The organism is Bradyrhizobium sp. SZCCHNRI1009, from assembly GCF_032487575.1.
Lineage (GTDB): Bacteria > Pseudomonadota > Alphaproteobacteria > Rhizobiales > Xanthobacteraceae > Bradyrhizobium.
This window is the reverse complement of record NZ_JAUEUL010000024.1, coordinates 38,566-64,341: the sequence shown is the minus strand read 5'-3', so window position 1 is coordinate 64,341 and position 25,776 is coordinate 38,566. Positions and strand designations below refer to the sequence as shown.

24 protein-coding genes are annotated in these 25,776 nt (G+C 66.3%); 11 read left to right on the top strand and 13 right to left on the bottom strand.

Features of this window, described 5'->3' with window-relative positions:
* Positions 1 to 204: 204 nt before the first annotated feature.
* The 4 genes from mnmG to QX010_RS28125 all read left to right on the top strand — a co-directional run bounded on the left by mnmG (position 205) and on the right by QX010_RS28125 (position 4,688).
* The gene (gene mnmG / locus QX010_RS28140; protein WP_316183030.1) at positions 205 to 2,082 is read left to right on the top strand and encodes a tRNA uridine-5-carboxymethylaminomethyl(34) synthesis enzyme MnmG; all 1,878 of its coding nucleotides are present in this window, start codon (positions 205 to 207) and stop codon (positions 2,080 to 2,082) included.
* 12 nt (positions 2,083 to 2,094) lie between these two features.
* Positions 2,095 to 2,754, top strand: coding sequence for a 16S rRNA (guanine(527)-N(7))-methyltransferase RsmG (gene rsmG, locus QX010_RS28135; RefSeq protein WP_316183029.1), 660 nt, complete (start codon positions 2,095 to 2,097; stop codon positions 2,752 to 2,754).
* 34 nt (positions 2,755 to 2,788) lie between these two features.
* Positions 2,789 to 3,640, top strand: coding sequence for a ParA family protein (locus QX010_RS28130; RefSeq protein ID WP_315800885.1), 852 nt, complete (start codon positions 2,789 to 2,791; stop codon positions 3,638 to 3,640).
* Positions 3,641 to 3,791: 151 nt separating this feature from the next.
* Positions 3,792 to 4,688, top strand: coding sequence for a ParB/RepB/Spo0J family partition protein (locus QX010_RS28125; protein ID WP_315800886.1), 897 nt, complete (start codon positions 3,792 to 3,794; stop codon positions 4,686 to 4,688).
* A gap of 365 nt (positions 4,689 to 5,053) precedes the next feature.
* Here the strand turns inward: QX010_RS28125 and holA are convergent, their stop codons facing one another.
* From holA to leuS, 3 genes are read right to left on the bottom strand one after another with little or no spacing between them, the layout of a single operon-like run.
* Complete coding sequence (gene holA, locus QX010_RS28120) at positions 5,054 to 6,082, bottom strand: DNA polymerase III subunit delta (protein ID WP_316183028.1); 1,029 nt, start codon at positions 6,080 to 6,082, stop codon at positions 5,054 to 5,056.
* 18 nt (positions 6,083 to 6,100) lie between these two features.
* A complete protein-coding gene (gene lptE / locus QX010_RS28115; protein ID WP_315800888.1) occupies positions 6,101 to 6,652 on the bottom strand; it encodes an LPS assembly lipoprotein LptE in 552 nt (183 codons plus the stop codon).
* Positions 6,639 to 9,263 (bottom strand): leucine--tRNA ligase, encoded by a 2,625-nt coding sequence (gene leuS / locus QX010_RS28110; RefSeq protein ID WP_316183027.1) that lies wholly within the window; start codon positions 9,261 to 9,263, stop codon positions 6,639 to 6,641. Before leuS ends, lptE begins: the two co-directional genes overlap by 14 nt.
* A 323-nt stretch (positions 9,264 to 9,586) precedes the next feature.
* Here leuS and QX010_RS28105 point away from each other — a divergent pair, with 323 nt between their 5' ends.
* On the top strand, positions 9,587 to 10,573 hold the full coding sequence (locus QX010_RS28105; RefSeq protein WP_315800933.1) for a GGDEF domain-containing protein: 987 nt from the start codon (positions 9,587 to 9,589) through the stop codon (positions 10,571 to 10,573).
* 20 nt (positions 10,574 to 10,593) lie between these two features.
* On the opposite strand, the gene QX010_RS28100 is transcribed toward QX010_RS28105, so the two are convergent.
* Positions 10,594 to 12,291: a diguanylate cyclase domain-containing protein gene (locus QX010_RS28100; protein ID WP_316183026.1), complete on the bottom strand. Its 1,698-nt coding sequence runs from the start codon at positions 12,289 to 12,291 to the stop codon at positions 10,594 to 10,596.
* Positions 12,292 to 12,399: 108 nt separating this feature from the next.
* Here QX010_RS28100 and QX010_RS28095 point away from each other — a divergent pair, with 108 nt between their 5' ends.
* Positions 12,400 to 13,086 (top strand): YggS family pyridoxal phosphate-dependent enzyme, encoded by a 687-nt coding sequence (locus QX010_RS28095; RefSeq protein ID WP_315800891.1) that lies wholly within the window; start codon positions 12,400 to 12,402, stop codon positions 13,084 to 13,086.
* A 24-nt stretch (positions 13,087 to 13,110) separates the two neighbouring features.
* Here the strand turns inward: QX010_RS28095 and QX010_RS28090 are convergent, their stop codons facing one another.
* Together QX010_RS28090 and QX010_RS28085 are read right to left on the bottom strand one after the other, a co-directional pair.
* Positions 13,111 to 13,896: a 2-keto-4-pentenoate hydratase gene (locus tag QX010_RS28090; protein WP_316183025.1), complete on the bottom strand. Its 786-nt coding sequence runs from the start codon at positions 13,894 to 13,896 to the stop codon at positions 13,111 to 13,113.
* A gap of 19 nt (positions 13,897 to 13,915) precedes the next feature.
* Positions 13,916 to 14,437 carry a L,D-transpeptidase gene (locus QX010_RS28085; RefSeq protein WP_316183024.1) on the bottom strand — a complete coding sequence of 174 codons (522 nt, stop codon included), beginning with the start codon at positions 14,435 to 14,437 and terminating at the stop codon, positions 13,916 to 13,918.
* A gap of 274 nt (positions 14,438 to 14,711) precedes the next feature.
* On the opposite strand from QX010_RS28085, the gene QX010_RS28080 reads away from it, so the two are divergent.
* Together QX010_RS28080 and QX010_RS28075 are read left to right on the top strand one after the other, a co-directional pair.
* Positions 14,712 to 15,398 (top strand): response regulator transcription factor, encoded by a 687-nt coding sequence (locus QX010_RS28080; RefSeq protein WP_315716813.1) that lies wholly within the window; start codon positions 14,712 to 14,714, stop codon positions 15,396 to 15,398.
* Positions 15,399 to 15,464: 66 nt separating this feature from the next.
* Positions 15,465 to 15,908: a cyclic nucleotide-binding domain-containing protein gene (locus tag QX010_RS28075; protein WP_315716814.1), complete on the top strand. Its 444-nt coding sequence runs from the start codon at positions 15,465 to 15,467 to the stop codon at positions 15,906 to 15,908.
* Positions 15,909 to 16,134: 226 nt separating this feature from the next.
* Here the strand turns inward: QX010_RS28075 and QX010_RS28070 are convergent, their stop codons facing one another.
* From QX010_RS28070 to rsmI, 4 genes are all read right to left on the bottom strand, one after another.
* Positions 16,135 to 16,950, bottom strand: a complete 816-nt coding sequence (locus tag QX010_RS28070) for an exodeoxyribonuclease III (RefSeq protein ID WP_315805600.1) — start codon at positions 16,948 to 16,950, stop codon at positions 16,135 to 16,137.
* 115 nt (positions 16,951 to 17,065) lie between these two features.
* Entirely contained in the window at positions 17,066 to 18,007 is a 942-nt protein-coding gene (gene gshB, locus QX010_RS28065; RefSeq protein ID WP_315805601.1) for a glutathione synthase, read from the bottom strand.
* A gap of 33 nt (positions 18,008 to 18,040) precedes the next feature.
* Positions 18,041 to 18,451, bottom strand: a complete 411-nt coding sequence (locus QX010_RS28060; protein WP_315805602.1) for a YraN family protein — start codon at positions 18,449 to 18,451, stop codon at positions 18,041 to 18,043.
* Positions 18,438 to 19,397: a 16S rRNA (cytidine(1402)-2'-O)-methyltransferase gene (gene rsmI / locus QX010_RS28055; RefSeq protein WP_316183023.1), complete on the bottom strand. Its 960-nt coding sequence runs from the start codon at positions 19,395 to 19,397 to the stop codon at positions 18,438 to 18,440. Before rsmI ends, QX010_RS28060 begins: the two co-directional genes overlap by 14 nt.
* 303 nt (positions 19,398 to 19,700) lie before the next feature.
* Between rsmI and QX010_RS28050 the strand changes: the two genes are divergently transcribed.
* Positions 19,701 to 20,909 (top strand): penicillin-binding protein activator, encoded by a 1,209-nt coding sequence (locus tag QX010_RS28050; RefSeq protein ID WP_316183022.1) that lies wholly within the window; start codon positions 19,701 to 19,703, stop codon positions 20,907 to 20,909.
* Positions 20,910 to 21,130: 221 nt separating this feature from the next.
* Here the strand turns inward: QX010_RS28050 and hemW are convergent, their stop codons facing one another.
* From hemW to rph, 3 genes are read right to left on the bottom strand one after another with little or no spacing between them, the layout of a single operon-like run.
* Entirely contained in the window at positions 21,131 to 22,288 is a 1,158-nt protein-coding gene (hemW, locus tag QX010_RS28045) for a radical SAM family heme chaperone HemW (RefSeq protein ID WP_315805605.1), read from the bottom strand.
* Positions 22,275 to 22,919 carry an RdgB/HAM1 family non-canonical purine NTP pyrophosphatase gene (rdgB, locus tag QX010_RS28040; protein WP_316183021.1) on the bottom strand — a complete coding sequence of 215 codons (645 nt, stop codon included), beginning with the start codon at positions 22,917 to 22,919 and terminating at the stop codon, positions 22,275 to 22,277. The genes hemW and rdgB overlap by 14 nt, the downstream gene beginning before the upstream one ends.
* Positions 22,916 to 23,629 (bottom strand): ribonuclease PH, encoded by a 714-nt coding sequence (gene rph, locus QX010_RS28035; RefSeq protein WP_315716822.1) that lies wholly within the window; start codon positions 23,627 to 23,629, stop codon positions 22,916 to 22,918. Before rph ends, rdgB begins: the two co-directional genes overlap by 4 nt.
* Positions 23,630 to 23,803: 174 nt before the next feature.
* On the opposite strand from rph, the gene hrcA reads away from it, so the two are divergent.
* Complete coding sequence (gene hrcA, locus QX010_RS28030; protein WP_315805607.1) at positions 23,804 to 24,892, top strand: heat-inducible transcriptional repressor HrcA; 1,089 nt, start codon at positions 23,804 to 23,806, stop codon at positions 24,890 to 24,892.
* Positions 24,893 to 25,022: 130 nt separating this feature from the next.
* Complete coding sequence (grpE, locus tag QX010_RS28025) at positions 25,023 to 25,643, top strand: nucleotide exchange factor GrpE (RefSeq protein WP_315805608.1); 621 nt, start codon at positions 25,023 to 25,025, stop codon at positions 25,641 to 25,643.
* The last annotated feature ends 133 nt before the right edge of the window (positions 25,644 to 25,776 follow it).

The following is a 25,776-nucleotide window of genomic DNA, read 5'->3' as shown; positions in this document are numbered from 1 at the left end:
CAGATATACTTAATGAAGCGTTGCTTGGTTAACGGACCATCAACTGTTTCACGTGAAACAGGGACGGAACTCTCGCGACGTTTCACGTGAAACAAGTTCCGATCTCAGGGTGCTGTTTCACGTGAAACGTCCTCGCCTTGTCGTGGCGAATGTTTCACGTGAAACGTCTTCCGAGCGTTGTCTGCAAGCGTTAGATAAGCCCCCATGTTCCAGCATCTGACATCCTACGACGTCATCGTCATCGGTGGCGGCCACGCCGGCTGCGAAGCTGCGGCGGGTGCGGCACGCATGGGCGCCCGGACCGCACTGATCACCCATCAGTTCGCGACGATCGGGGCCATGTCTTGCAATCCAGCGATCGGAGGACTGGGGAAAGGACATCTGGTTCGCGAGGTCGACGCGCTCGACGGCTTGATGGGCCGGGTCGCCGATGCCGGCGGCATCCAGTTTCGGGTTCTGAATCGCCGGAAGGGACCGGCCGTTCGAGGTCCCCGTGCCCAGGCCGATCGCAAGCTCTATGCCGCAGCGATGCAGTCGGCGATCCGGGAGACCGCGAACCTTTCCGTGATCGAAGGCGAGGCGGACGAATTGATCGTCACGGACGGCCGGGTCACGGGAGTGCGGTTGGCCGATGGCCGGGCTTTTATTTGTGGCGCGGTGGTCATCACGACCGGCACCTTCCTGCGTGGTCTGATTCACCTGGGTGAGCGGACCTGGCCGGCTGGGCGGGTCGACGAAGCGCCGGCGCTGGGGCTCTCCCGGTCCCTGGAGGCCATCGGGCTTCAGCTCGGCCGGCTCAAGACCGGGACCCCGCCGCGTCTGGATGGATCGACGATCGACTGGACGGCAGTCGAGATGCAGCCCGGCGACGATCCGCCGGAGCCGTTCTCCGCGCTGACCGATAAGATCACCACCCCGCAGATCCAATGCGGCATCACCCGGACGACGACCGCGACCCATGAGGTGATCCGCGCCAATGTCCATCGCTCGCCGATGTACTCCGGGCAGATCAAGTCGACCGGGCCGCGGTATTGTCCCTCGGTCGAGGACAAGATCGTCCGCTTCGGTGATCGCGACGGCCACCAGATCTTCCTGGAGCCGGAAGGACTCGACGACACGACGGTCTACCCGAACGGCATCTCGACCTCGCTGCCGGAGGAGGTTCAGCTCGCGCTGCTGCCGACCATCCCGGGTCTCGAGCGGGTCCGGATGATCCGGCCCGGCTATGCGATCGAGTATGACCACGTCGATCCGCGTGAGCTCGAGCCGACCCTGCAGACCAGGCGGATGAAGGGTCTGTTCCTGGCCGGTCAGATCAACGGCACGACCGGGTATGAGGAGGCCGCGGCTCAAGGTCTGGTCGCCGGCCTCAATGCGGCGCTGGCCGCAGGCGGCGGCGCGCCGGTCGTGTTTGATCGCGCCGACGGTTATCTCGGGGTGATGATCGATGACCTGGTCACGCGAGGGATCACCGAGCCGTATCGGATGTTCACCTCGCGCGCCGAGTATCGGCTGACGCTGCGGGCGGACAATGCGGACCAGCGGCTGACCGACAAGGGCATCGCACTCGGCTGTGTCGGCAATGAGCGTGCGTGTTTCCATCGAACCAAGATGGATGCGTTGGAGGCTGCCCGTTCGCTGGCGAGGTCGCTGACGATCACGCCCAACGAGGCGGCTAAGCATGGCCTCACGCTCAACAAGGATGGCCAGCGCCGCTCGGCCTTCGAGCTGATGGCCTATCCGGAGATCGGCTTCTCCGAGGTGAGGGTGATCTGGCCGGAGCTCGGCGCGATCGATGCCGCCATCGCCGCCCATCTCGAGATCGATGCCAAATATGATGTCTATGTCCGCCGCCAAAGCGACGACGTCGATGCCTTCCGGCGCGACGAGGGATTGGTGCTCGGCGACATCGACTATGCGCTCGTCCCGGGTCTTTCCAATGAGGCGCGGGCGAAGCTGGCGGCTGCCAGGCCCTGGACGATCGGGCAGGCGGGCCGGATCGACGGCATGACGCCGGCGGCGCTCGGAATTCTCGCGGCCTATCTTCGCCGCGAAGCGCGTCGCAGCAAGGCCGCGGGCTGAAGGGCGTTTCACGTGAAACAGGCAGTGGCGTCCAAGGTGATCGAATCCGACAAGGCGGCTGCGCTCGCCTTGACGCCCGTTTCACGTGAAACGGAGCAGCGCCTCGATTGCTATGTCTCCCTGCTGTTGGAGTGGCAGGCCAAGACGAATCTCGTCGCGCCTTCGACCTTGCCGCATCTCTGGACCCGGCACATTTCGGATTCGCTGCAGCTTCTCGATCTCGCGCCCGACGCCCGGATCTGGGTCGATCTCGGCAGCGGCGGCGGGTTTCCGGGCGTCGTCCTCGCCTGCGCGCTGGCCGAGCGGCCCGGCGCCCAGGTCCATCTGGTTGAGCGCATCGCCAAGAAGGCGGCGTTCCTGCGCGAAGCAATTCGCGTCACCGGTGCTCCGGGGATCGTGCATTTGTCAGAGATCGGGGATATCGTGGAGAAGTGGAGTGGGCGAGTCGATTGCGTGACCGCACGCGCGCTGGCTCCGCTACACCAACTCATCGGCTTTGCGGAGCCCCTGGTGAAAAAAGGCGCGAAAGCGCTGTTTCTCAAGGGTCAAGATGTAGAAGCGGAATTGACCGAATCTACTAAGTATTGGAAAATTGAGCCGAAACTTCATTCCAGCCGGACGGGCGGGCAGGGCTGGATCGTCGCAATCGATTGCATCGAGCGACAGAGCTGAATTCCGTCAAGACGACAACCAATGGCGATCGCGCATGGCCGTAATTGATCAGATTTATCAAGAAGATAGGGCTCCTCACCCGGAGGGGCATCCGCGCATCCTGGCGCTCGCCAACCAGAAGGGCGGGGTTGGCAAGACCACGACCGCGATCAATCTCGGCACGGCGCTGGCCGCGATCGGCGAGCGCGTGCTGATCGTCGACCTCGATCCGCAGGGCAATGCCTCGACCGGGCTCGGCATCGACCGTGGCAGCCGCAACTGCTCGACCTATGACGTGCTGATCGGCGAGGCCTCGCTGCGCGACGCCGTCGTTGCGACGGCCGTGCCACGGCTGCACATCGCCTCCTCGACGATGGACCTGTCGGGTCTGGAGCTCGAGCTCGGCTCCAGCGCCAACCGCGCCTTCCGTCTGCGCGACGCGATCGCCGGTCTCAACAACAACGTCTCGCCGGAGAACGACTACACCTACGTGCTGGTCGATTGCCCGCCGTCGCTGAACCTGCTGACCGTCAATGCGATGGCCGCGTCGGATGCGATCCTGGTGCCGCTGCAGTGCGAGTTCTTCGCGCTCGAAGGTCTGTCGCAATTGCTGCAGACCGTGGAGCAGGTGCGCTCGACCCTGAACCCGAACCTGTCGATCCACGGCATCGTGCTGACGATGTTCGACTCGCGCAACAACCTGTCGAACCAGGTGGTGGCCGACGTCCGTCAGTTCATGGGATCGAAGGTCTACAACACGATGATCCCGCGCAACGTGCGCATCTCGGAAGCACCGTCCTACGGCAAGCCGGTGCTGGTCTACGATTTGAAGTGCGTCGGCAGCGAGGCCTATCTGAAGCTCGCCACCGAGGTCATTCAGCGCGAGCGTGACCTGCGCACGAACTGACCTTGCCTCTGCTCCGGGCACCTCGTCGCCCGGATCTCATTTGAGGACGGCAGCGGATCCGGTCAGGATCCGCTCCCTCGTTCATTGTGCCGGCGGGACTGATCGGCAGCAGACGCAAGCGGAGCGTGACGTGAATCCAAAGGAGAAGGCGATGGCCGACGAGTCGCGATCGCGATTGGGCCGGGGTCTTGCAAGTCTGATCGGTGACGTCGGCCGCGAGGCCGGCGCGCCGCCGGAGCGGCCGCGCAATCAGCGCAAGGTGCCGATCGAGTTTCTCAAGCCCAATCCGCGCAACCCGCGCAAGACGTTTTCCGACGGCGAGCTCGCCGAGCTCTCGGCCTCGATCAAGCAGCACGGCGTGATCCAGCCGATCGTGGTGCGTCCGGTGAAGGGCCAGCACGACCGCTACGAGATCATCGCCGGCGAGCGGCGCTGGCGCGCCTCGCAGGCCGCCGGCCTGCACGAGGTGCCGATCGTTCCGGTCGATGTCAGCGACAGCGACGCGCTGGAGCTCGCGATCATCGAGAACGTGCAGCGTGAGGATCTCAACCCGATGGAGGAGGCGCAGGGCTATCACGCGCTCGCCAACGAGTTCAAACGCAACCAGGAAGACATCGCCAAGATCGTCGGCAAGAGCCGCAGCCACGTCGCCAACATGATGCGGCTGACCAAGCTGCCGGCCGAGGTGCAGGGCTTTATCGCGACCGGGCAGATCTCGGCCGGCCATGCGCGCGCGCTGATCAATCTGCCGGATCCGATGTCGGCGGCGAAGAAGATCATCGCGGAAGGATTGAACGTCCGGCAGACCGAGGCGCTCGCGCATGAAGAGGGCGTGCCGGAGCGCAAGCCGCAGAAGCCGCGCAGCGCTGGAGGCAGCGCGACGGCGGAGAAGAAGGACGCGGACACCATCGCGCTGGAGAAGCGCGTCGGCGATGCGCTCGGCCTTTCCGTGTCGATCAGCCACCGCGATCCCGGCGGCACGGTGCAGATCACCTATCGCAGCCTGGAGCAGCTCGACGAGGTGATGCGTCGGTTGGAGCAGGGTTAGATGTGAGTTGGCGGCGCTTACTGCGCCGCGGTCTCTCATGAGTTCGTTGCCCCGAACTCACATTCGTCATGGCCGGGTCAAGCACGAGCATGACGAGCTACTAATGAGTGACGAGAGTGGCCTGCATGTGTCCTCGTCGCGTCTGCCTCTGCTGATCTCGGCTCTCTCCTCCGTCATTCCGGGGCGCGCGTAGCGCGAACCCGGAATCCATTTTACGGCAGATGACGCAGCCCGATGGATTCCGGGTTCGCCGCGCTGCCGCGCGTCGCCCCGGAATGACGCCGGAGATTGGAGCGCGGTCGCTGGCCAATTTGGGGTGTGCGCTTCGTCACCGCCGCTGCCTCAGCCGACGTTACGTAGACGCGTCACCCCTTCCGCCGTGCCGCGACCGCGATCGACAACAATGTCCGCTGCGCGATCGCCGCTGCGAGCCCCGGCTGCTTGCGCATGTCGAGCGCAGCCGTCGCCAGCTGGTCGATGATCGGCAGCAGCCGGGCAGGGGAGAAGTTGCGCAGCGCGACTTCCGCGCTCGGCTTGCGCGAGAAGTGCAGCCGCGGGAAACCGCCTTCGAGGATGGACGAGACTGGCGTGCCGGAAGCGACGGCGAGCGCCGATTTGTGCAGCCATGCCGCATGTCGCTGCGCAGCGGAGATGATGACGCCGGGATAGGTACCGGCGATCATCGCCTTGCCGAACTCGGTCTCGACAATTTCGGGCTTGCCGCCGAAGGCGCCGTCAACGATCGGGTCGAGCTTCATCTCCGAGGCGTCCGCGACCACGGCCATCACGTGGTCGAGCGTCACCTCGCCTTCGCCATGGGCGAACAGGGTCAGCTTGCGCAGCTCGTTGCGCGAGGCCTGGCGGTCGCCCCCGAGCAGCGCCATCAGATAGGCGCGAGCGTCAGGCGCGATGCGCAGGGCCGCGATGCGCAATTCGTCGTCGATCAGCTTGGCGAGATCGCGCTCGGTGTCCGGGTAGCAGCCGATCGCGACCGCCGTTCTGGCCTTCTCGCAGATCTTGCGGAGTGGCGAATCGGGGCGGATGTCGCCGGCCTCGATCACGATGCGGCAGTCCCGCACGTTCATCTCGCTGAGCGTCTCGACGCCGCTGGCGAAATTGCGCGAGCCGGCGCGGACCCGGATGGCCCGCCGGCCGCCGAACAGCGGCACGGTCATGGCCTCGTCGACGAGGCGCGACGGCTCCGCGGAGAGCTCGTCACCGTCGAGCCTGACCACGGAGAACGGATCATCGGGGTTGTCGACGGCCGACGCGATAAGGGCCTCGGCACGCTCGCGAACCAGGCCCGTATCCGGGCCGTACAACAGGATCAGCGGACGGGCGGCGTCCGGTTTGGCCAGGAAGGCATCGATGTCTCGTCCGCGCAGCGCGACCACGGCGATGTCAGCCGTGCGTCAGGTGCCCGCGGTGAAATAGGCCGCGAGCCGGGTCTTGATCTTCTCGGCAACCTCCTCGGAGGCGCGATCCTCGGCGTCACGGAAGGCGCGTTGCCGGGCGAAGCGCTGGTACGAGCCGGGGATGTCGTAGGAGGTGCGCGCGAAGGTCGTTCCGGTCATGACCGACTTGTTGGTCGCCAGCTCGACCAGATTGTACTGCACGTCGAGGCCGACATTTTCGGTGGTCGGCAGGCCGGTGGTCTGCGAGACGATCAGCGAGGACCGGCTGGTCTGCAATCGCAGCACCAGCTTGTGGGTCGGCGCCGTGCCGGTTGCGGTGCCGTACAGCTTGAAGGCGAGCGCGTTGCGGATGCCGACGCCGATGCGCGCCTCGGGCGAGGCGTTCGGCTTGTCGACCGGCGGCAGCTCGATGCCGGCAAGCTTTTCACGCAGGCCGGGCGTGCCGTCGGTATGTTCCGCATACATCGGCTGGAAGCAGCCTGCCGTCAGCGCGGCCAAAGCGGCCACGGCAACAAGCCGAGCAGCGATCCGAAACCTAGCCGACGACATTCACGATCCTCTTGGGAACAATGATCACCTTGCGGACGGGTTTGCCATCCAGCGCCAGTTTTACTGCATCGAGGGCCAAAACGGCAGCCTCAATTTCCGGATTCTGCGCGTTGCTGGCGACTGTGACTTCTCCGCGCTTCTTGCCGTTGACCTGGACGACCAGGCTCATGCTGTCCTCAACCAGCAAATCTCGTTCGATTTGCGGCCAGGACGCCTCCGAGATCAGCCCAGTGTGGCCCAGCAACTGCCAGCATTCCTCGGCCAGATGCGGCATCATCGGCGAGAAAAGCTGCACCAGGATCCCCGCAGCCTCGCGAATCGCCCAGGCCAGGTCGGGGGCCGGCTTGGCCGGCCGCGCCAGGACGTCGGCCAGCGCGTTGGCGAATTCGCGGATATGCGCCAGGCAGACGTTGAAGTGCAGCCGCTCGATGCCGCCGGTCACCTTGTCGAGGGCGCCGTGGGCCGCCTTGCGTAGCGCCAGCGCGTCGGCGCCGAAGGCGGCGGGACGGGGGGAGGGGGTTTCGGCGGACGCCGCGACCGATTCGTTGACCAGCCGCCAGAGACGCTGGACGAAGCGCGCCGCGCCCTGCACCCGCTCGTCGCTCCAGATCACGTCGCGGTCCGGCGGCGAGTCCGACAGCATGAACCAGCGCGCGACGTCGGCGCCGTAGCTCTCGATGATGTCGTCGGGGTCGACCGTGTTCTTCTTCGACTTCGACATCTTCTCGATCGGGCCGATCGTGATGTCCTCGCCGGTCGCGCTCAGCACCGCGCGGCGGCCATTGCCGCCAACCTCGATCTTGACCTCGGCCGGGTTCACATAAGTGCCGTCGGCCTTCTGGTAGGTCTCGTGCACCACCATGCCCTGCGTGAACATGCCGGCGAACGGCTCGTCCATGGCGACGTGCCCGGTGGCCTTCATCGCGCGGGTGAAGAAGCGGCTGTAGAGCAGATGCAGGATCGCGTGCTCGACGCCGCCGATATACTGGTCGACCGGCATCATCCGGTTGGCCACCGCCGGCGTGGTCGGCGAGGTCTCGTTCCACGGATCGGTGAAGCGCGCGAAGTACCAGGACGAGTCCACGAAGGTGTCCATGGTATCGGTTTCGCGCAACGCCTTGCCCCCGCATGTCGGGCAAGTGACGTGCTTCCAGGTCGGATGGTGATCGAGCGCATTGCCTGGCTTGTCGAAGCTGACGTCGTCCGGCAGCACCACCGGCAGGTCCTTCGGCGGTACCGGCACGACGTCGCACTTGGCGCAGTGGATCACCGGGATCGGACAGCCCCAGTAGCGCTGCCGGGAGATGCCCCAGTCGCGCAGGCGGAAATTGACCTGGCGCTCGCCGACGGCAGCGCCGCCACGCTGCTCGGTCTCCAGCCGCCTGGCGACCTCGTCCTTGGCCTGCGCGATCGTCATGCCGTCGAGGAAGCGCGAATTGATCAGCCGGCCGTCGCCGTCGAAGGCGGTGTCGGTGATGACGAAGCTCGCCGGGTCCTGGCCCTCGGGGCAGACCACCGGGACATTGCCGAGGCCGTATTTGTTGACGAAGTCGAGGTCGCGCTGGTCGTGCGCCGGACAGCCGAAGATGGCGCCGGTGCCGTATTCCATCAGCACGAAGTTCGCGACATAGACCGGCAAGGTCCAGCTGGGGTCGAAAGGGTGCACGGCGCGGATGCCGGTGTCGAAGCCCTGCTTCTCCGCGGTGTCGATCGCTTCCTGCGCGGTTCCGATCCGCTTGATCTCGGCGATGAACGCGGCGAGCTCCGGGTTCTTGGCGGCCGCGGCTTGCGCCAGCGGATGGTCCGCCGAGATCGCCATGAACTTGGCGCCGAACAGCGTGTCGGGCCGCGTCGTGAAGATCTTCAATTCGGTCTCGCCCGCCGGCGTCGTCTTGGGATCCAGCGCAAAGCGGATCAGCAGGCCTTCGGAGCGGCCGATCCAGTTCCGCTGCATCAGCCGGACCTTGTCGGGCCAGCGGTCGAGACCATCGAGCGCGTCCAGCAGCTCCTGCGAGTACTTCGTGATCTTGAACACCCACTGGTTCATCTCACGCTGTTCGACCACCGCACCGGACCGCCAGCCGCGACCGTCGATGACCTGCTCGTTGGCGAGCACGGTCATGTCGACCGGATCCCAGTTCACCTTGCGCTGCTCGCGCTCCACCAGCCCGGCTTGCATGAAATCGAGGAACATCTTCTGCTGGTGCTTGTAGTAGGACGGATCGCAGGTCGCGAATTCGCGCGCCCAGTCGAGCGACAGGCCGATCGAGCGCAGCTGCTTCTTCATCGCGGCGATGTTGTCGTAGGTCCATGCCTTCGGCGCGACCTTGCGCTCGATCGCGGCGTTCTCCGCCGGCAGGCCGAACGCGTCCCAGCCCATCGGATGCAGCACGTTGAAGCCCTTGGCGCGCATGAAGCGCGCCAGCACGTCGCCGAGCGTATAATTACGGACATGGCCGATATGGATGCGTCCCGACGGATAGGGAAACATCTCGAGTACGTAGTATTTCGGACGCGGATCGTCGTTCCTGGTGGCGAAGATCGCCTTCTCGTCCCACTGGCGCTGCCAGCGCGGCTCGGCTTCACGGGCGTTGTAGCGTTCGGATGTCATGGAATCGCTTATAATTTTCGAGGATTCGCGTCGTTTGAAGACGGCGGACTAGGCCACAAAAGCGGCAGCCCGGTCAATGGGGCGACAGATGATGATACCATTTTGGGCATCCGCTAAGCGACGGTAATCGCGAGTTTTTTGCAGCCTCCGCCGGCTGTGTCGAAGGTCCGATTGAGGCACGGTTAAGACTTGAATGGGAGACTGAGTGCATACATCCAGGCATCAGCCCGCATCTGGGATCACTCCACATCGTGTCCGGCGCTACGTTCGACGAGCTTGACTTCGAGTACGCGACGACGGTCGCGGAAAAGGCCATGAAATCCATGGCTCAACAGCGCGTGCCACCGACGCCTAACAACTTCCATCTGTGGTTCAAGTACTCACTGGGCTCGGCGTCGGATCTCAAGCGCGCCGTCGACATCCTGGTCAGCAACAAGCGCAAGTTCGACAAGACCACCAACCAGGCGCTGTTCGACACCTATATCGGCCAGCAGGGTACGGAAGCGGCTGTCGTCCACAAAGTCTCGCAGCAGTTGCATGGCGTGATGGACTCCGCCAAGCAGTATCTGACGGCCGCGATCGCCGACAACCGCACGCACATGGCGGCGATCGATGGCGTCGCCGAACGCAGCGAGCAGGGTGTCGATCCGAAGATCCTGATCGAGAACCTGGTCAGTGAGCTCGCCCAGGCAACCGCGCGTGCGGCGAAACTCGAAGCGAGCTTTGCCGAGAAGTCACGCGAGCTCGACACCATCCGGGACTCGCTCAACAAGTCGGAGCAGCGCGCCCGCACCGACACGCTGACCGGATTGCCGAACCGGCGCGCGCTCGAAGAGTTCTTCCGCCATGCACAGGTCGAGGCGATGGAGCGCGACGAACCGCTCAGCATTCTCCTGATCGACGTCGACCACTTCAAGAAGTTCAACGACAATTACGGCCATGGCGTCGGCGATCAGGTGCTGCGCCTCGTCGCCAAGGCATTGCGCGAGCGCGTCCGCGACAAGGATCTTCCGGCGCGTTACGGCGGCGAGGAACTGATCGCGGTGCTGCCGCAGACCGACCTCGAAGGTTGCACCGTCATCGCTGAGCGCATCCGGCGCACCATCGCCGACTGTCAGTTCACGCGGCGCTCGACCGGCGAGGTGCTGCCGCAGATCACGGTGTCGATCGGCGTCGGCCAGTTCCAGTTCGGCGAATCGATGGCTGATCTGATCGACCGTTGCGACCGCTCGCTGTATCTCGCCAAGAAGCTCGGCCGAAACCGCGTGGTCACCGAGCTCGAGCTCGACCGGAAGCTCGCGGTCGGCTGATCGCTGGCCGCGGCGCAGCCCTATCCGGCGCGTGCCACGCCGCTCCTGTCATCCGCGACATCCGCGAAGCCATGCGCGATGACCGTGTTGCGGCCGCGATGCTTGGCCGCATAGAGCGCGGCATCGGCGGCTTCGATCAGGTCGGAGGGCATCAGCGACTCGTTCGGCCGGGTCGAGGCGACACCGACGCTCACGGTGACGCATCGATGCGCCGACGTCGCGTGCGGCAGCTCGAGCTCCAGCACCGTGGCGCGCACCTGCTCGCCGACCGCGAGCGCCTCTCTCGCACCCATGCCCGGCAGCAACAGGCAGAACTCCTCACCACCATAGCGGCCGGCGAAAGCCGTCATTGCACCGGCGATCTGCGACAGCGTCTCGCCGAGACGTGACAGGCAGGCGTCGCCCTCAGGGTGCCCATAGGTGTCGTTGTAGAGCTTGAAGTGGTCGACGTCGATCATCAGCAGCGACAGCTCGGTGCCGGCCTGCTGCGCGCGGCTCCATTCGACGTCGATGCGGTTCTGGAAGCCGCGGCGGTTGGCGAGGCCCGAGAGCATGTCGATCGACGCCATCACCGTCAGCCGGTCATTGGCGGCGACCAGCTCGCGCTCGCGCTGGCCGAGTTTGGCGGCCATCGCATTGAAGGACTTTGCCAGCGGAACGAACTCCGACGGCAGATGCTTGGTGGTGACGCGCGCCGACCAGTGGCCGTGGCCGAAGCGCTTGGCGGTCGCGGCGAGCATGCTGACGGGCTTCACGATCAGCTTCTCGGCGGCGATCAGCGCGCCGAGCAGCACGATCAGGCAGACGAGGCCAGCCTGCAGATAGGCATTGCGGATCTCGCGGTCGATGGCGGCGGTGACGCGCGTCTCATCGATGCTGACGATCAGCCGCGAGCCGGTGTCGGCGATCCGGGTGAAGGTGATCGCGCGCTTGGAGCCATCCGCCGCCGTGAAACTCATCGTCTCGGACGGCTTGCCCGAGCTCAGCGCGGTCTCGGCAACGGCCGACAACAACGGCACGCTGTCGAGCGGCCGGCCGATCAGCTCGGTGCGGTCGGCGGGCGCCGCCAGCACGGTTCCCTCGCTATCGATCAGCACCGCCGTGATGCCGGGGCGACCGCCAAGATTGTTCATGATCTTGGACATCCATTCCAGGTTCACGCTCGCGAGCATCACCGCGTCCGGCTCGCCGGTGATCGCGCCGACCGGATAGGCGGCCATGACGATCGGCACGTGCGACGGCTTCGACAGCAGGTAGTCGCTGAACACGAACTCACGGGATTCCTGGGCGCTGCGGAAATACGGCCGGTCGCTGAAATCGAGCCCGACATATTGGTTGTTGGTCGAGCACTGGATGCGGCCGTCGCGGCCGGCGATCATCAGGGTGCGGATCCACGGCAGGGTCGCCGGCAGGCTGGCGCGCATCATGTCGCAGCTGCGGCTCACGCCGGTGCTCGACGCCCGGACATAGGCCGTCGATTTCAGCACCGTCTCCACCGACATGATGACCTCGCGCTGCATGTCGGCGCTCTGCCGGGCGAGGCTGGAGAATTCCTCCGATGCGAGCGCGATCTGCCTTGTCCTGGCGCCTTCCAGCGAGCGCGCACGTTCCAGCATCAGCGGCGCCACCAGGATCAGGGCGAGCAGCGCCAGCCGGGCGCGGATCCCCATCAGCCGGTTCAGCTTCACTCTATTGCGATTGAACCGGATGCTTGGCATTTCTTCCCCCTACCCCCGGCCGTGGAGGGTAAGGAGAAGGGCTCAAGAACCTTTTCTCGAACTGCGTAAAATTGCAGCCAAACCCGTAATCTACCGACGGACGCCATCGTGCCTGATGAATCGAACGCCTCAACCTCGTCCTCGCCGTCCGCGCTCGCCGCCGTCGAGCAGGAGATTCTGCGGGCCTGCCGCGACGCCAAACGTGATCGCGGCTCGGTCACGCTGATCGCTGTGTCGAAGACCTTCGATGCCGACGCGATCGAGCCGGTGATCGCGGCCGGACAGCGCGTGTTCGGTGAAAATCGCGTTCAGGAAGCCAAAGCCAAGTGGCCGCCGCTGATGGCCGCGCATCCGGGACTCGCGCTGCACCTGATCGGGCCGCTGCAATCCAACAAGGCCAAGGAGGCGGTGGCGCTGTTCGACGCCATCCATTCGGTGGACCGGCCGAGCCTGTGCGTGGCGCTTGCCAAGGAGATTTCCGCCCAGGGCCGGCATCCGCAACTGTTCATCCAGATCAACACCGGCGAGGAGCCGCAGAAGGCGGGCATCGCGCCCGGCGACGCCGACGCCTTCATCGCCGCCTGCCGCACGGATTACGGGCTCACGATTTCAGGGCTGATGTGCATTCCGCCGGTCGACGAAGCACCCGGGCCGCATTTCGCGCTGACCGCCAAGATCGCCGCCCGCAACGGCCTCGCGCATCTGTCGATGGGCATGAGCGCCGATTTCGCCATCGCCATCCAGTTTGGCGCCACGCATGTCCGTGTCGGCTCGGCGATCTTCGGGCATCGCTGAAGAGGGCGCGGTCGCGGCAGGTCCCTACTCGAACCGCACCGATACCTGCCCCAGATCGCCGAAATCGGCCTCCATGTGGTCGTCGCTGTCGATCGGCAGCGGCGGATGACAGGTGCCGGTCGTGATCACCTGCCCTGCTCGCGCGGGCACGCCGAGCGCGCTGAGCTCGTTGACCAGCCAGGCCAGCGCGATCAGGGGATCACCGAGCACGTTGCGGCCGTGGCCGATGAAGGTCTCGCCACGCAGCGTGATCCGCGGCCGCTCCGCGATCAGGTCGCGGCTGCGCCAGTCGGCGGTGCTGGCCTCGCCCAGCACGAACAGATGCGCGCAGGCATTGTCGGCGATCAGTTGCGCCTCGCCGGCACTGACGAAGTCGGCGAACCGCGAATCGGGAATTTCGATCGCGGGGTGCAGCGTGTCGACCGCGGCCAGCACCTCCGCGACATTATAGGGTGTCGGCCGGGGCGGCAGATCGCGTCCGAGGCGGAAGGCGAATTCCGGCTCGGCGACCCGCATCGCGTTGCCGGCCATCGACGCGGTGCCGCCGACCGGCAGCACCGTTTCGGCCAGGATTCGCCCGGCCATCGGACCGGCGACATTGATATGGCGCTGGCCGGCCTCGCTGGTCGCCGCAATCTTCCAGCCAAATAGCGGCTTGGGCGAGTGGCGCTCGAGCTCGGCCTGGACCGCATAGCCCTCTGCGCGGTCGCGTGGACGCAGCTCCGGCGGCAGCGCCGCCAGCTTCCGGCCTTCGCTCCAATGCTGGCGCAGGATGCCCGAGGCGCTGGCTGGCTGATCCGGTGCGCGCATGACGTCGTCCTCCCCCCTATTATTGGATGACGATCCTGGTGCGCGGACCGATCCTTTGCAACAGACGCAGCATCGCCGGGAGGGTCATGGCCACGCAGCCCGCGGTCGGACCGAAATTCGGCCGCGCGAGGTGCAGGAACACAGCGCTGCCGCGGCCCGCGATTCGCGGCCGCGTGTTGTGGTCGATTTCGATGATGAAGTCGTAGAGATGGTCCTGGCGCGCCAGCCGGTCCCCGGGCCGGTCGCCGCGCAGGCGGATCGCCCGATTGTAGTGCCGGTCGGCCGGGTCCTCGCACCAGGCGTCCTCCGGACCGATCCCTCGGATCGGAAGAAAGGTCCGCGGACGCGGATGACGATCGGCCCGCCACCACAGCTGCCGGGGCCGGAAGGTCCCCCGGGGGGTGCCACCATCGCCCTCGCGCTTGTTGGCCAGGACGCCGCCGCGGCCGAGCGCCACCGGGATGACATGGCCCCAGACATGGAGCCAGCCGCGCTGCCGCGACCCGGCTTTGGTGCGAATCGAGATTCGCGATGCTGGCATGCCAGGCTTCACCTTCGATAACGACATGAAACAACGTGCCTTTTCATTGCCACGGATTGCCCGGTAATTGCCTTAATGTCGGCAAATGGTCCGCCGCGAGGGTCGAACAGGACAATCATCTCAATCCCTGCTCAATTCTGGAGTAGAGTCCCGGGCGCTTGTGAATCGGTAACCGCCCCCTACTTCAAGACGGAACAGGGCTGATGAGCCTGTTTGCCCACCGTTGACGGCGCCACCCATCCGATCCCGCCGGCGCCACCTAGAGGATTGTACAATGGCCAATGCCCGCAAGATCCTGATCGTGGATGACGACACCGATCTGCGCGATGCCCTGATGGAGCAGCTCTCGCTGCATGACGAGTTCGAAGCCCAGGCCGTCGATACCGGCGCCAAAGGCGCCACCGCCGCAAAGGCCAATTCACCCGACCTGGTTCTGATGGATGTCGGCCTGCCCGACACCGATGGCCGCGAAGTGGTGCGGTCCCTGCGCAAGGGCGGCTTCAAGGCGCCGATCATCATGCTGACTGGGCACGATACCGATTCCGATACGATTCTCGGGCTCGAATCCGGCGCCAACGACTATGTCGCCAAGCCCTTCCGCTTCGCCGTGCTGCTGGCCCGCATCCGGGCCCAGCTGCGCCAGCACGAGGCCAGCGAGGACGCGGTGTTCTCGGTCGGTCCCTACAGCTTCCGGCCGGGCTCGAAGATGCTGACCGGCGCCAATGCCCGCAAGGTCCGCCTGACGGAGAAGGAAACGGCGATCCTGCGCTTCCTGTACCGCGCCGGCCAGCAGCCGGTGTCGCGCGAGACCCTGCTCCAGGAGGTGTGGGGCTACAATTCCGGCGTCACCACCCACACCTTGGAAACGCACATTTACCGTCTGCGGCAGAAGATCGAGAAAGATGCCGCGAATCCGGAGATTCTGGTGACGGAGGCCGGTGGCTACAAGTTGGTACCGTGATAGGTTCGGGGATGGCGGTTTCGCCATTTATGATATTGGTTCCATTCAGCCTTCCCCGGGCCCTTGATGTCGATCGAAGACGATATTGCGCTATTGGAGCGCGTCCCAACATTGCGCCTGCTGGGAAGCGACTCACTTCGCATGATCGCCATCGGCTCCGAGCAGCGTAACATCCAGAGCGGCGAGACCCTGTTCCGCGAGGGCGACACGGCCGATTGCGGCTATGTCGTCCAGCGCGGGTCATTGCGCATCAGCGACGAGGTCGGTGCCGAGATCGTCGCGACGCCGACCATGCTGATCGGCGAGCTGGCGCTGCTGGTCGAGATGCGGCGTCCGGCGACCGCGACGGCCCTGGAATATTCGACCGTGGTGCGGATCTCGCGCAGCCTGTTTCAGCGTGTGCTGGAGAGCGACGCCAAGGCTGCGCGCCGGCTGCGCGACGAGTTCGCCCACCGCGCCAGCCGAATCGCCAACGACATCATGGCGGCCGGGGCCAAGCTGACGTCGTGACGGGGCTGGCGGCCGCCCGAGGTCTACGCGGACCTCTTGCCGATGCAGCACGATCGTCTCGCTTGAGTTTGGCTCCTTCCCCGCCGTCATGGCCGGGCTCGTCCCGGCCATCCACGTCGTCCGGCGTGCTAAGAACGGCGTGGATACCCGGGACAAGCCCGGGCATGACGATGTGGGGACAGGCGAATGACAAACTCGGCACTGACGGGTCTGTCTGGTCGCGCCGTCAAACGTCCAGCGTCACCGTGACCGGCACGTGATCCGACGGCCGCTCCCAGCTGCGGGCGTCGCGCAGGATCCTGAAGTCGCTGACCCGGTCCTTCAAGGCGCGTGACACCCAGATGTGGTCGAGCCTTCGGCCGCGATCACCCACGGTCCAGTCGGCGGCGCGGTAGCTCCACCACGTGTAGACCTTCTCCGACATCGGGATGCGTTCGCGGGCGACGTCGACCCATTCGCCATGGGTCTGCGCCGCCAGCAGCTTCTCGCATTCGATCGGCGTGTGCGACACCACCTTCAGGAGCTGCTTGTGCGACCAGACGTCGTGCTCATGCGGCGCGACGTTGAGGTCGCCGACCAGGATATGCCGGTCGTCGCCGCGCGGATGCAGCGGCTCGCACGCCTTCAGTTCGTCGAGGAATTGCAGCTTGTGCTCGAATTTGGGATTGAGCGCGGGATCGGGAATGTCGCCGCCGGCCGGCACATAGAAATTATGCAGCACCAGCGGCTGCGCGAGCTGCGCCTTCTCGCCGAATGCCACGGTGATGTGGCGCGAGTCCACCTTGTCGCAGAAGGTGCGGACGTTGGTCTCCTCGAACGGCCATTTCGAGATCACGGCGACGCCGTGATAGCCCTTCTGCCCGTTCAGTGCGACGTGCTCATAGCCGAGCCGCTTGAAGCGCTTCAGCGGGAAAGCGTCGTCGATGCACTTGGTCTCCTGCAGGCACAGGACATCGGGCCTGACCTGCTTGATGAGCTTGGCGACAAGGTCGATGCGCAGGCGCACCGAGTTGATGTTCCAGGTGGTCAGGACGAGACGCATGAGAATGGCGTCATAGCATGAATTGCGCCGATGTCAGCGATTCCGCCTCGCCTCTGACGCATCGGACTGATCGCGTTGGTTGGCCTTATCCCCAGCGAAGTGGGACGGCGCTTGATCAGCGCCGTTTGCTCTCGATGACGTCCCATACGCGGGCCGCGATGTCGGGTCCGCCGAGCCGCGAGATCGCCCGGATGCCGGTCGGCGAGGTCACGTTGATCTCGGTGAGGTTGCCGTCGATCACGTCGATGCCGACCAGCAATAGCCCGCGCGCGCGCAACTCCGGACCCAGCGTATCGCAGATCTCGCGCTCGCGGGCGCTGAGATCGGTGGCCTGCGCGGCGCCGCCGCGCACCATGTTGGAGCGCAGATCGTCGGCCGCCGGCACGCGGTTGACGGCGCCGGCGAACTCGCCGTCGACCAGGATGATGCGCTTGTCGCCATGCTTCACCTCGGGGAGGAAGCGCTGGATCACCCAGGGCTCCTTGAACGTCACCGAGAACATGTCGAACAGCGAGCCGAAATTCATGTCCTGCGGCATGACGCGGAACACCGCCGCGCCGCCATGGCCATGCAGCGGCTTCATCACCACGGCGCCGTGCTGATCGCGGAAGGCGTTGATCTCGTCGAGGTCGCGCGAAATCAAAGTCGGCGGCATCAGTTGCGGGAAGTTCATCACGAACAGCTTTTCCGGCGCGTTGCGCACGCTCGCGGGATCATTGACCACCAGCGTCTTCGGATGGATGCGCTCGAGGAAATGCGTCGAGGTGATGTAGGCGAGATCGAACGGCGGATCCTGGCGCAGGAGCACGACGTCGAACGAGGTCAGCGCGGTCGGCTTCGGTTCGCCGAGCGTGAAGTGGTCGCCGACCTGGTCGCGCACCGTCAGCGCCTGCACCGGCGCATACAGCTCCTCGCCGCGCAGCGACAGCTTGTCCGGCGTGTAATAGCACAGGCCATGGCCGCGCCTCTGCGCTTCGAGGAGCATCGCGAAGGTGGAGTCGCCGCGGATGTTGATGCGCGCGATGGGGTCCATCTGGACGGCGACGTTCAGTTTCATGGGCAGGTCCCTGCTCTCTGCAATCAGTTCATGTCAGGTGCTGGCGTCGAACGCCGCTACCAGATGGCGCGGCAGGCTGCGCGGCGCAACCAGAATCGCGTCGAAGCGCAGCTCCAATTCGGCATGGTCGGGATGCGCCATCAGCCACGCCTGCGTGGCATTGATGATGCGCTGCTGCTGGCGCGGCGTCACCGCATAGGCGGCATCGTCGAGCGAGGCGCGCGCCTTGACCTCGACGAACGCCACGAGGCCGCGCTTGCGCGCGATGATGTCGATCTCGCCATGCGGCGTGCGGAAGCGCTTGGCGAGGATGCGATAGCCCTTGGCGATCAGCAGCGCTGCCGCGCGGGCCTCCGCCGATAGTCCGGTGCGAAAGGCGGCGACGCGCTCCGGCGCAGCCGTCTTGGCCGGCTTGTCGGCGGACGCGCGCTCAGTCTTCGCCATCGGCCGACCCTGACCGCGCGTCCTTCGCCAGCTCGAGCGCGCGCGCATAGACTTCGCGGCGCGGCCGGCCGGAGAGCTCGACCGCATGCATGACGGCATCCTTGACGCTCGATCGCTGCAGCAGATCCTTCAGTACGGCATCGAGCGCATCCGGCGTCAGCACCCCGGCGCCGCGCGGCGGCGGACCGATCACCAGCACGAATTCGCCGCGGGTTTCGAGATCGCCAGCCGCTGCAGCGAGATCGCCGATGGCGCCGCGCAGCACCTCCTCATGCAGCTTGGTCAGCTCGCGGCAGATCGCGGCCTGGCGTCCCGCCATGGCCTCGGCGAGATCGGCCAGCGTCTCCTGAACCCGGCTGCCGGCCTCGAACAGCACCAGCGTCGCGTCGATGCGCGCGAGCTCGGCCAGCCGCGCGCGCCGCGCCTGCTGCCTGGCCGGCAGGAAACCCTCGAAAAAGAAGCGGTCGGTCGGCAGCGCCGCGACGCTGAGCGCCGCGAGCACGGCGGACGGGCCCGGCAGCGCTGTGACGTCATGCCCGGCCTCGCACGCCTCGCGCACCAGTTTGTAGCCGGGATCGGAGATCAGCGGCGTGCCGGCGTCGGACACCAGCGCGATGGCCGTGCCTTCGGCGAGGCGCTGCAGAATCCTGGGCCTGACGGCTTCGGCATTGTGCTCGTGATAGGCTGCGAGTTCCGCGGCCAGGCCATAACGCTCGGTCAGGCGCCGCGTGATTCGCGTGTCCTCGCACAAGATGAGATCGGCGCCGGCCAGGGTTTCCAGCGCGCGCAGTGTGATGTCGCCGAGATTGCCGATCGGCGTCGCCACCAAGTGCAATCCAGGCCGCGCCTTGGGCGCCGCAACGGTCTGCCCCGCCACCAGATAGGTCGGCGTGGTGGAAGATTTGCCGTCGTCCGGCGACGTCTTGGGGATTGCCTTCGCGCCCATCGAGGTAATTTAAAGGGCCTGCCGCGGGATTGCCACAGGGGAACAGCCGCGCGGCGATTTGAAGTTCCGGGATCGGCATCGCCGCGTCGCCATTCATCGCCGATTCAAGTCCGAAACGGCACATCGATGGGGGTGTGGACGAGCAGGGGATAGGCCGTGCAAAACGTCGAATTGATCGGCGGTGTGGCGCTGACAGCCTTTTGTTTTGCTTAACTATTCGTCGACAATATGAGTGAATCGGCACGGCCTGCGGACGTGCGTTTGGGGAACTTCTGGCCGGTCTCGGCCGAACGAAGAGATGCCATGGTGGGCCCGCGTCATCCCAACTCTCTCGGTCCGGGACCCCATGGGGTCGCCCGGCGAACGGCGCTGGGCCTGATCGTCGGCGCGCCGCTGCTGTCGGCGTGCTCCAACGTGCAGCAGGGCTTCAATCCGTTCGAGCAGCCGACGGCGCCGGCCGGACCGCCGCAGCAGCCGGCGGTGGCCGGCAACGGCCAGGTCAAGGTCGGGCTGATTCTGCCGCTGTCGGCGTCGGGCAATGCCGGCGTCGCCGCGCAATCGATGAAGAACGCGGCCGAGATGGCGCTGGCCGAGTTTCAGAACCCCAACATCCAGCTCCTGATCAAGGATGACGCCGGCAGCCCGCAAGGCGCGCAGCAGGGCGCGCAACAGGCCTGCGACGAAGGCGCCGAGATCATCCTCGGCCCGCTGTTCGCCGGCTCGGTGCCGGCGACGGCCCAGGTGGCGCGCACGCGCAACATCTCGGTCATCGCCTTCTCGACGGATTCGAGCGTGGCGGGGCGCGGCGTCTATCTGCTCAGCTTCCTGCCGGAGTCCGATGCGAGCCGCATCGTCGAATATTCCGCCAGCGTCGGCAAACGCTCGTTCGCGGCGCTGCTGCCCGACAATGCCTATGGCACCGTCGTCGAGGGGGCGTTCAAGACTGCGGTCAGCCGCCGCGGCGGACGCATCGTGGCATTCGAGAAATATTCCGGCGACCGCACCGGGCCGGCGCGCACGGTGGCGCAGGCGCTCGGCGGCGCCGATGCGCTGCTGCTGGCCGACGACGGCGAATCGGTCGCGGCGACGGCCGATGCGCTGACCGCTGCCGGCGCCAATCTGCGCAACATCCAGCTGCTCGGCACCGGGCTGTGGGACAATCCGCGCGTCTATGCCAGCGCCAGCCTGCAGGGCGGCCTCTATGCCGCGCCGGATCCGTCCGGCTTCCGCGCTTTCGCCGGACGCTACCGGACGCGATTCGGCGGCGATCCCGTACGCACCGCGACCCTCGCCTATGATGCGGTGGCGCTCGTGGCCGCGCTGGCGCGCACCCAGGGCAACCAGCGTTTCGCGCCCGATGTCCTGACCAATGCCTCCGGCTTCGCCGGCATCGACGGCCTGTTCCGGTTCCGCAGCGACGGCACCAATGAGCGCGGGCTTGCCGTGATGCGTGTCGGTTCGGGGGGCGGACAGGCTGTCGCCGGCGCACCGAAGAGTTTCAGCGCGACTTAGATCGTCCAGCGCGGCTTGTTCGGCGGGTCAGAGCGGTCGCCGCGATGTCGCGCCTTATAGAAGGCTGCTTCCCCTCACCCTGAGGAGCCCGCCGAAGGCGCGCGTCTCGAAGGGCGAGGCCCCGGCACGGGCCTCATGGTTCGAGCGCCTGCGGCGCTCCTCACCACGAGGGTTAGCGCCGAAACCGCCGCTGCATCACGCGCGGTATCCTCATGCAAAGCTCAGGCGGCGAGGTCGGCGACGACCGCGTCGAGCACCGGAAAGCCGTCCTGGGTCACGCGCAGCCGCCCGTCCGGCTCGACCGCAATCGCGCCCTCCTCGCGCAGCAGCGCGATGCGGCGCGGATCCAGCGCCCGTCCGGAGATCGCGGCATAGCGGCGGGGATCGATGCCCTCTCGGAGGCGCAGCCCCATCAGCAGGAATTCGTCGGCGCGCTCCTCGCGATTGAGCTCGTCGTCGGTCATCACACCGTGACCGTTGGACTCGACCCGCATCAGCCAGGCCTCGGGCCGCTTGTCGGTTGCGGTCGCGTGTCTGATGCCGCCGATGTCGAGACGGCCATGGGCGCCGGGACCGATGCCGGCATATTCCTGGCCACGCCAATAGAGCAGGTTGTGCCGGCACTCCGCGCCCGGGCGGGCATGATTGGAGATCTCGTAGGCCGGCAGTCCGTGACGGCCACAGATCTCCTGCGTGACGTCGTACAATGTGCGCGCCAGGCCTTCATCCGGCGTCTTCAGCTTGCCCGCGGCATGCAGGCCGAAGAATGGCGTGCCTTCCTCGATGGTCAGTTGATACAGCGACAAATGCTCGGCTGCCTCGCCGATCGCGCGCGTCAGCTCCTCGGTCCACATCGCCGGCGTCTGGTCGGGCCGGGCATAGATCAGATCGAACGAATAGCGCTCGAAGGCATTGCGCGCGATCGCCACCGCCTTCATCGCCTCCTCGGCCGTGTGCAGTCGGCCCAGCATCTTGAGCGACGCATCGTCCATCGCCTGGACGCCGAGCGAGACGCGGTTGACGCCGGCGGCGCGATAGCCGGCAAAGCGCGTCGCCTCGACGCTGGTCGGATTGGCTTCGAGCGACACCTCGACGTCAGCGGCGACATGCCAGTGCTTTCCGATCGCGTCGAGAATGGCGCCGACGGTCTGCGGCTGCATCAGCGACGGCGTGCCGCCGCCGAGAAAGATCGAGCTGACGGTGCGCGGCCCAATGCGGGCGGCGGTGGTCGCGATCTCCTGGGCGAAGGCGCGGGCGTAGCGCTCCTGGTCGATGGCCGCGTGCCGGACGTGGCTGTTGAAGTCGCAATACGGACATTTCGACAGGCAGAACGGCCAGTGCACATAGACGCCGAACGCTTCGCTGTCAGCGCTGGTCAAGGCAGATCTCCGCGAGCTTCACGAAGGCGCGCGCCCGGTGCGACAGGCGGAGGCCGAGCGGCGGCAGGCCGTGCTTCTCGATGCTGGTCATCTCGCCGAACGTGCGATCGTGCCCTTCTGGCAGGAACATCGGGTCGTAGCCGAAGCCGGCCGTGCCGCGCGGCGGCCAGACCAGCGTGCCGTCGACCCGCGCCTCGACCTCCTCGACATGGCCGTCCGGCCATGCCACGCACAGCGCCGAAACGAAATGAGCGCCGCGCTGGTCGGCACCCGCGGCGCCGCGCTCCTGCAGCAGGCGCTCGATCCGCGTCATCGCGCCGGTGAAATCCTTGTCCGGTCCGGCCCAGCGCGCCGAATAGATCCCCGGCGCACCGTCGAGGGCGTGAACCACGATGCCGGAATCGTCGGCAAAGGCCGGAAGCTGCGCGGCCTTGGCCGCGGCGACCGCCTTGATGCGGGCGTTGGCCTGGAAGGTCTCACCGGTCTCGTCCGGCTCGCCCAGGCCGAGATCGCCGGCCGACACCGCCTCGACGCCATGGGGGGCGAGCAGCTCGCGCATCTCGGCAAGCTTGCCGGGATTGTGGGTCGCGATGACGATGCGACCGGTGAGCCTGCGGTGCGGACCGTTCACGCGACCGCCATCTTCTGCAGGTCGACCAGCCGCGCGACGCCCTTGCGGGCGAGCGCCATCAGCGCCAGGAACTCGGCCTCCGTGAACGGCGTCTTCTCCGCCGTGCCCTGCACCTCGATGATGCGGCCGTCGCCGGTCATGACGAAATTGGCATCGGTCTCCGCCTCGGAATCCTCAGCGTAGTCGAGATCGAGCACCGGCGTGCCGTTGTAGATGCCGCAGGAGATCGCGGCGACGTTGGCGCGCAGCACCTCGGTCTTGATCATGTTGCGCGACTTCATCCACTTGATGCAGTCGGCCAGCGCGACCCAGGCGCCGGTGATCGACGCCGTGCGCGTGCCGCCATCGGCCTGCAGCACGTCGCAGTCCACCGTGATCTGGCGCTCGCCGAGCGCTTCCAGGTCGATCGCGGTGCGCAGCGAGCGGCCGATCAGGCGCTGGATCTCGACCGTGCGGCCGGTCTGCTTGCCGGCGGAGGCCTCGCGCCGGGTTCGCTCCAACGTGGCGCGTGGCAGCATGCCGTATTCGGCGGTGATCCAGCCGCGTCCCTGGCCCTTGAGCCAGGGCGGCAGCCGGTCCTCGAGCGTGGCGGTGACCAGCACATGGGTGTCGCCGAACTTCACCAGGCAGGAGCCCTCGGCGTATTTGACGACGCCGCGTTCCAGGCTCACGGCCCGCAGTTCATCCGGTGCACGGCGGCTCGGCCGCATGATTCTCTCCGTGAAAGAGGCGAAAGAGGGTGTTTGACGGCCTTGTAGGAGCCGCGACCGGCAGCGGCAAGGGTTTATCAAGGGCCCGTCGCTCCCGGAGCCCCCTCCTCATGACCGGCTTGCCACCGAGCCGCCGCATGGACACATTATAGGCAGCTGGGAGGAGTGCATCTGGTGGCCCACCACGATCCGATCAACCTGATGACACCGCCGGCCGGTCTGGCGCAGCTGAACGAGCGCTCGCGCGAGATCTTCCGGCAGATCGTCGAAAGCTATCTGGCGACCGGCGAGCCGGTCGGCTCGCGCAACATTTCGCGGCTGATCGCGGTTCCGCTGTCGCCGGCCTCTGTGCGCAACGTCATGGCCGATCTCGAGCAGCTCGGCCTGATCTACGCGCCGCACACCTCGGCCGGCCGGCTGCCCACCGAAGCCGGCCTGCGCTTCTTCGTCGACGCCCTGATGCAGGTTGGCGACATGACGGAGGCCGAGCGGCAGTCGATCCAGAGCCAGCTCGCGGCCGTTGGCCGGGCGCAATCGGTCGAGGCGGCGCTGGATGAAGCGCTGACCCGGCTGTCGGGTCTGACCCGTGCCGCCGCCGTGGTTCTGACCGCCAAATCCAACACCCGGCTGAAGCACATCGAGTTCGTCAGGCTCGAGCCCGAGCGCGCGCTCGTCGTTCTGGTCGGCGAGGAAGGACAGGTCGAGAACCGGGTCCTGACCCTGCCGCCGGGCGTGCCGTCCTCGGCATTGACCGAGGCGTCCAATTTCCTCAACGCCCGGATCAGAGGGCGGACGCTGGCGGAAGCGCGGCTCGAACTCGAGACCGCGCTGGCGCACGACCGTGCCGAGCTCGACCAGCTGACGCAGAAGGTGATCGCCGCCGGCGTCGCGAGCTGGTCCGGCGGCGACAGCGACGAGCGGCAGCTCATCGTGCGCGGCCACGCCAACCTGCTCGAGGACCTGCATGCGCTCGAAGATCTCGAGCGTGTCCGGCGGCTGTTCGACGATCTCGAAACCAAGCGCGGCGTCGTCGATCTGCTCGGGCGCGCGGAGAGCGCGGAAGGTGTCCGCATCTTCATCGGCTCGGAGAACAAGCTGTTCTCGCTGTCGGGTTCGTCGACGATCGTGTCGCCCTATTCCGACGCCACGGGTCGCATCGTCGGCGTGCTCGGCGTCATCGGTCCGACCCGGCTCAACTATGCCCGGGTGATTCCGACGGTCGATTATGCCGCGCGCCTGGTCAGCCGGCTGCTGGGTGGCTGATGCGTGAGATGGTTAATCCGCGGACGGCGTCTCCGGCGAGCCGGTCAGGCTGCGCTTGATTTTCGACGCTCAAAGCACGATATCCCGCCCCATATCCCCAAACCCGTCAGCCGAACTTGCGAGTCTGTCCATGACCGATCCCGACCTGCATAAGAATGATCCGGAAAACCCGGCGCAGGCCAGCGAACCCGTCGTCTCCAAGCCCTACATCATGCCCGATGATCCCGAGGCCGGCTCGGCAGAGGCCCTTGCCAAGGAGGCGGCCGACGCGCGCGACAAGATGCTGCGCACGCTGGCGGAGATGGAGAATCTGCGCAAGCGGACCGCCCGCGAGGTCGCCGATGCGCGCATGTACGGCATCACCGGCTTCGCCCGTGACGTGCTCGACATCGCCGACAATCTGCAGCGCGCGCTCGATGCCGTGCCGGCGGAGACGCGCGACAATGCCGATGCGGGCCTGAAGTCGCTGATCGAGGGCGTCGAGCTCACCGAGCGCTCGCTGCTCAACACGCTGGAGAAAAACGGCGTCAAGAAGTTCGATCCGACCGGGCAAAAGTTCGACCCCAATTTCCAGCAGGCGATGTACGAGGTGCCGGATCCGTCGGTGCCGTCCGGCACGGTGGTGCAGGTCGTGCAGGCCGGCTTCATGATCGGCGAGCGCGTGCTGCGCCCCGCCCTGGTCGGCGTGTCCAAGGGCGGCGCGAAGGCGGCGCCCGCGGCGAGCAACGATCAGTCGAACAGCGCCGCCTGACGGCGAGCACGGGCACGCGTTCTGCGGCCGTCCTGTTGTCGAACGAAGAAGCCACGGGCAGTGATGCCCGTGGCTTCTTTTTTGTCGGCGCGACCTTGTAGTTCGTCTCGCGGCGAGCAGCCGGCGTGATCAC

What these genes read in the sequence shown, in the direction of transcription:
- mnmG (WP_316183030.1), top strand. Translation starts at nt 205, where the DNA reads ATGTTCCAGCATCTGACATCCTACGACGTCATCGTCATCGGTGGCGGC.
- QX010_RS28130 (WP_315800885.1), top strand. Translation starts at nt 2,789, where the DNA reads ATGGCCGTAATTGATCAGATTTATCAAGAAGATAGGGCTCCTCACCCG.
- QX010_RS28125 (WP_315800886.1), top strand. Translation starts at nt 3,792, where the DNA reads ATGGCCGACGAGTCGCGATCGCGATTGGGCCGGGGTCTTGCAAGTCTG.
- lptE (WP_315800888.1), bottom strand. Translation starts at nt 6,652, where the DNA reads ATGTCGTCGGCTAGGTTTCGGATCGCTGCTCGGCTTGTTGCCGTGGCC.
- leuS (WP_316183027.1), bottom strand. Translation starts at nt 9,263, where the DNA reads ATGACATCCGAACGCTACAACGCCCGTGAAGCCGAGCCGCGCTGGCAG.
- QX010_RS28105 (WP_315800933.1), top strand. Translation starts at nt 9,587, where the DNA reads ATGGCTCAACAGCGCGTGCCACCGACGCCTAACAACTTCCATCTGTGG.
- QX010_RS28100 (WP_316183026.1), bottom strand. Translation starts at nt 12,291, where the DNA reads ATGCCAAGCATCCGGTTCAATCGCAATAGAGTGAAGCTGAACCGGCTG.
- QX010_RS28090 (WP_316183025.1), bottom strand. Translation starts at nt 13,896, where the DNA reads ATGCGCGCACCGGATCAGCCAGCCAGCGCCTCGGGCATCCTGCGCCAG.
- QX010_RS28085 (WP_316183024.1), bottom strand. Translation starts at nt 14,437, where the DNA reads ATGCCAGCATCGCGAATCTCGATTCGCACCAAAGCCGGGTCGCGGCAG.
- QX010_RS28080 (WP_315716813.1), top strand. Translation starts at nt 14,712, where the DNA reads ATGGCCAATGCCCGCAAGATCCTGATCGTGGATGACGACACCGATCTG.
- QX010_RS28075 (WP_315716814.1), top strand. Translation starts at nt 15,465, where the DNA reads ATGTCGATCGAAGACGATATTGCGCTATTGGAGCGCGTCCCAACATTG.
- QX010_RS28070 (WP_315805600.1), bottom strand. Translation starts at nt 16,950, where the DNA reads ATGCGTCTCGTCCTGACCACCTGGAACATCAACTCGGTGCGCCTGCGC.
- gshB (WP_315805601.1), bottom strand. Translation starts at nt 18,007, where the DNA reads ATGAAACTGAACGTCGCCGTCCAGATGGACCCCATCGCGCGCATCAAC.
- QX010_RS28060 (WP_315805602.1), bottom strand. Translation starts at nt 18,451, where the DNA reads ATGGCGAAGACTGAGCGCGCGTCCGCCGACAAGCCGGCCAAGACGGCT.
- rsmI (WP_316183023.1), bottom strand. Translation starts at nt 19,397, where the DNA reads ATGGGCGCGAAGGCAATCCCCAAGACGTCGCCGGACGACGGCAAATCT.
- QX010_RS28050 (WP_316183022.1), top strand. Translation starts at nt 19,701, where the DNA reads ATGGTGGGCCCGCGTCATCCCAACTCTCTCGGTCCGGGACCCCATGGG.
- rph (WP_315716822.1), bottom strand. Translation starts at nt 23,629, where the DNA reads ATGCGGCCGAGCCGCCGTGCACCGGATGAACTGCGGGCCGTGAGCCTG.
- grpE (WP_315805608.1), top strand. Translation starts at nt 25,023, where the DNA reads ATGACCGATCCCGACCTGCATAAGAATGATCCGGAAAACCCGGCGCAG.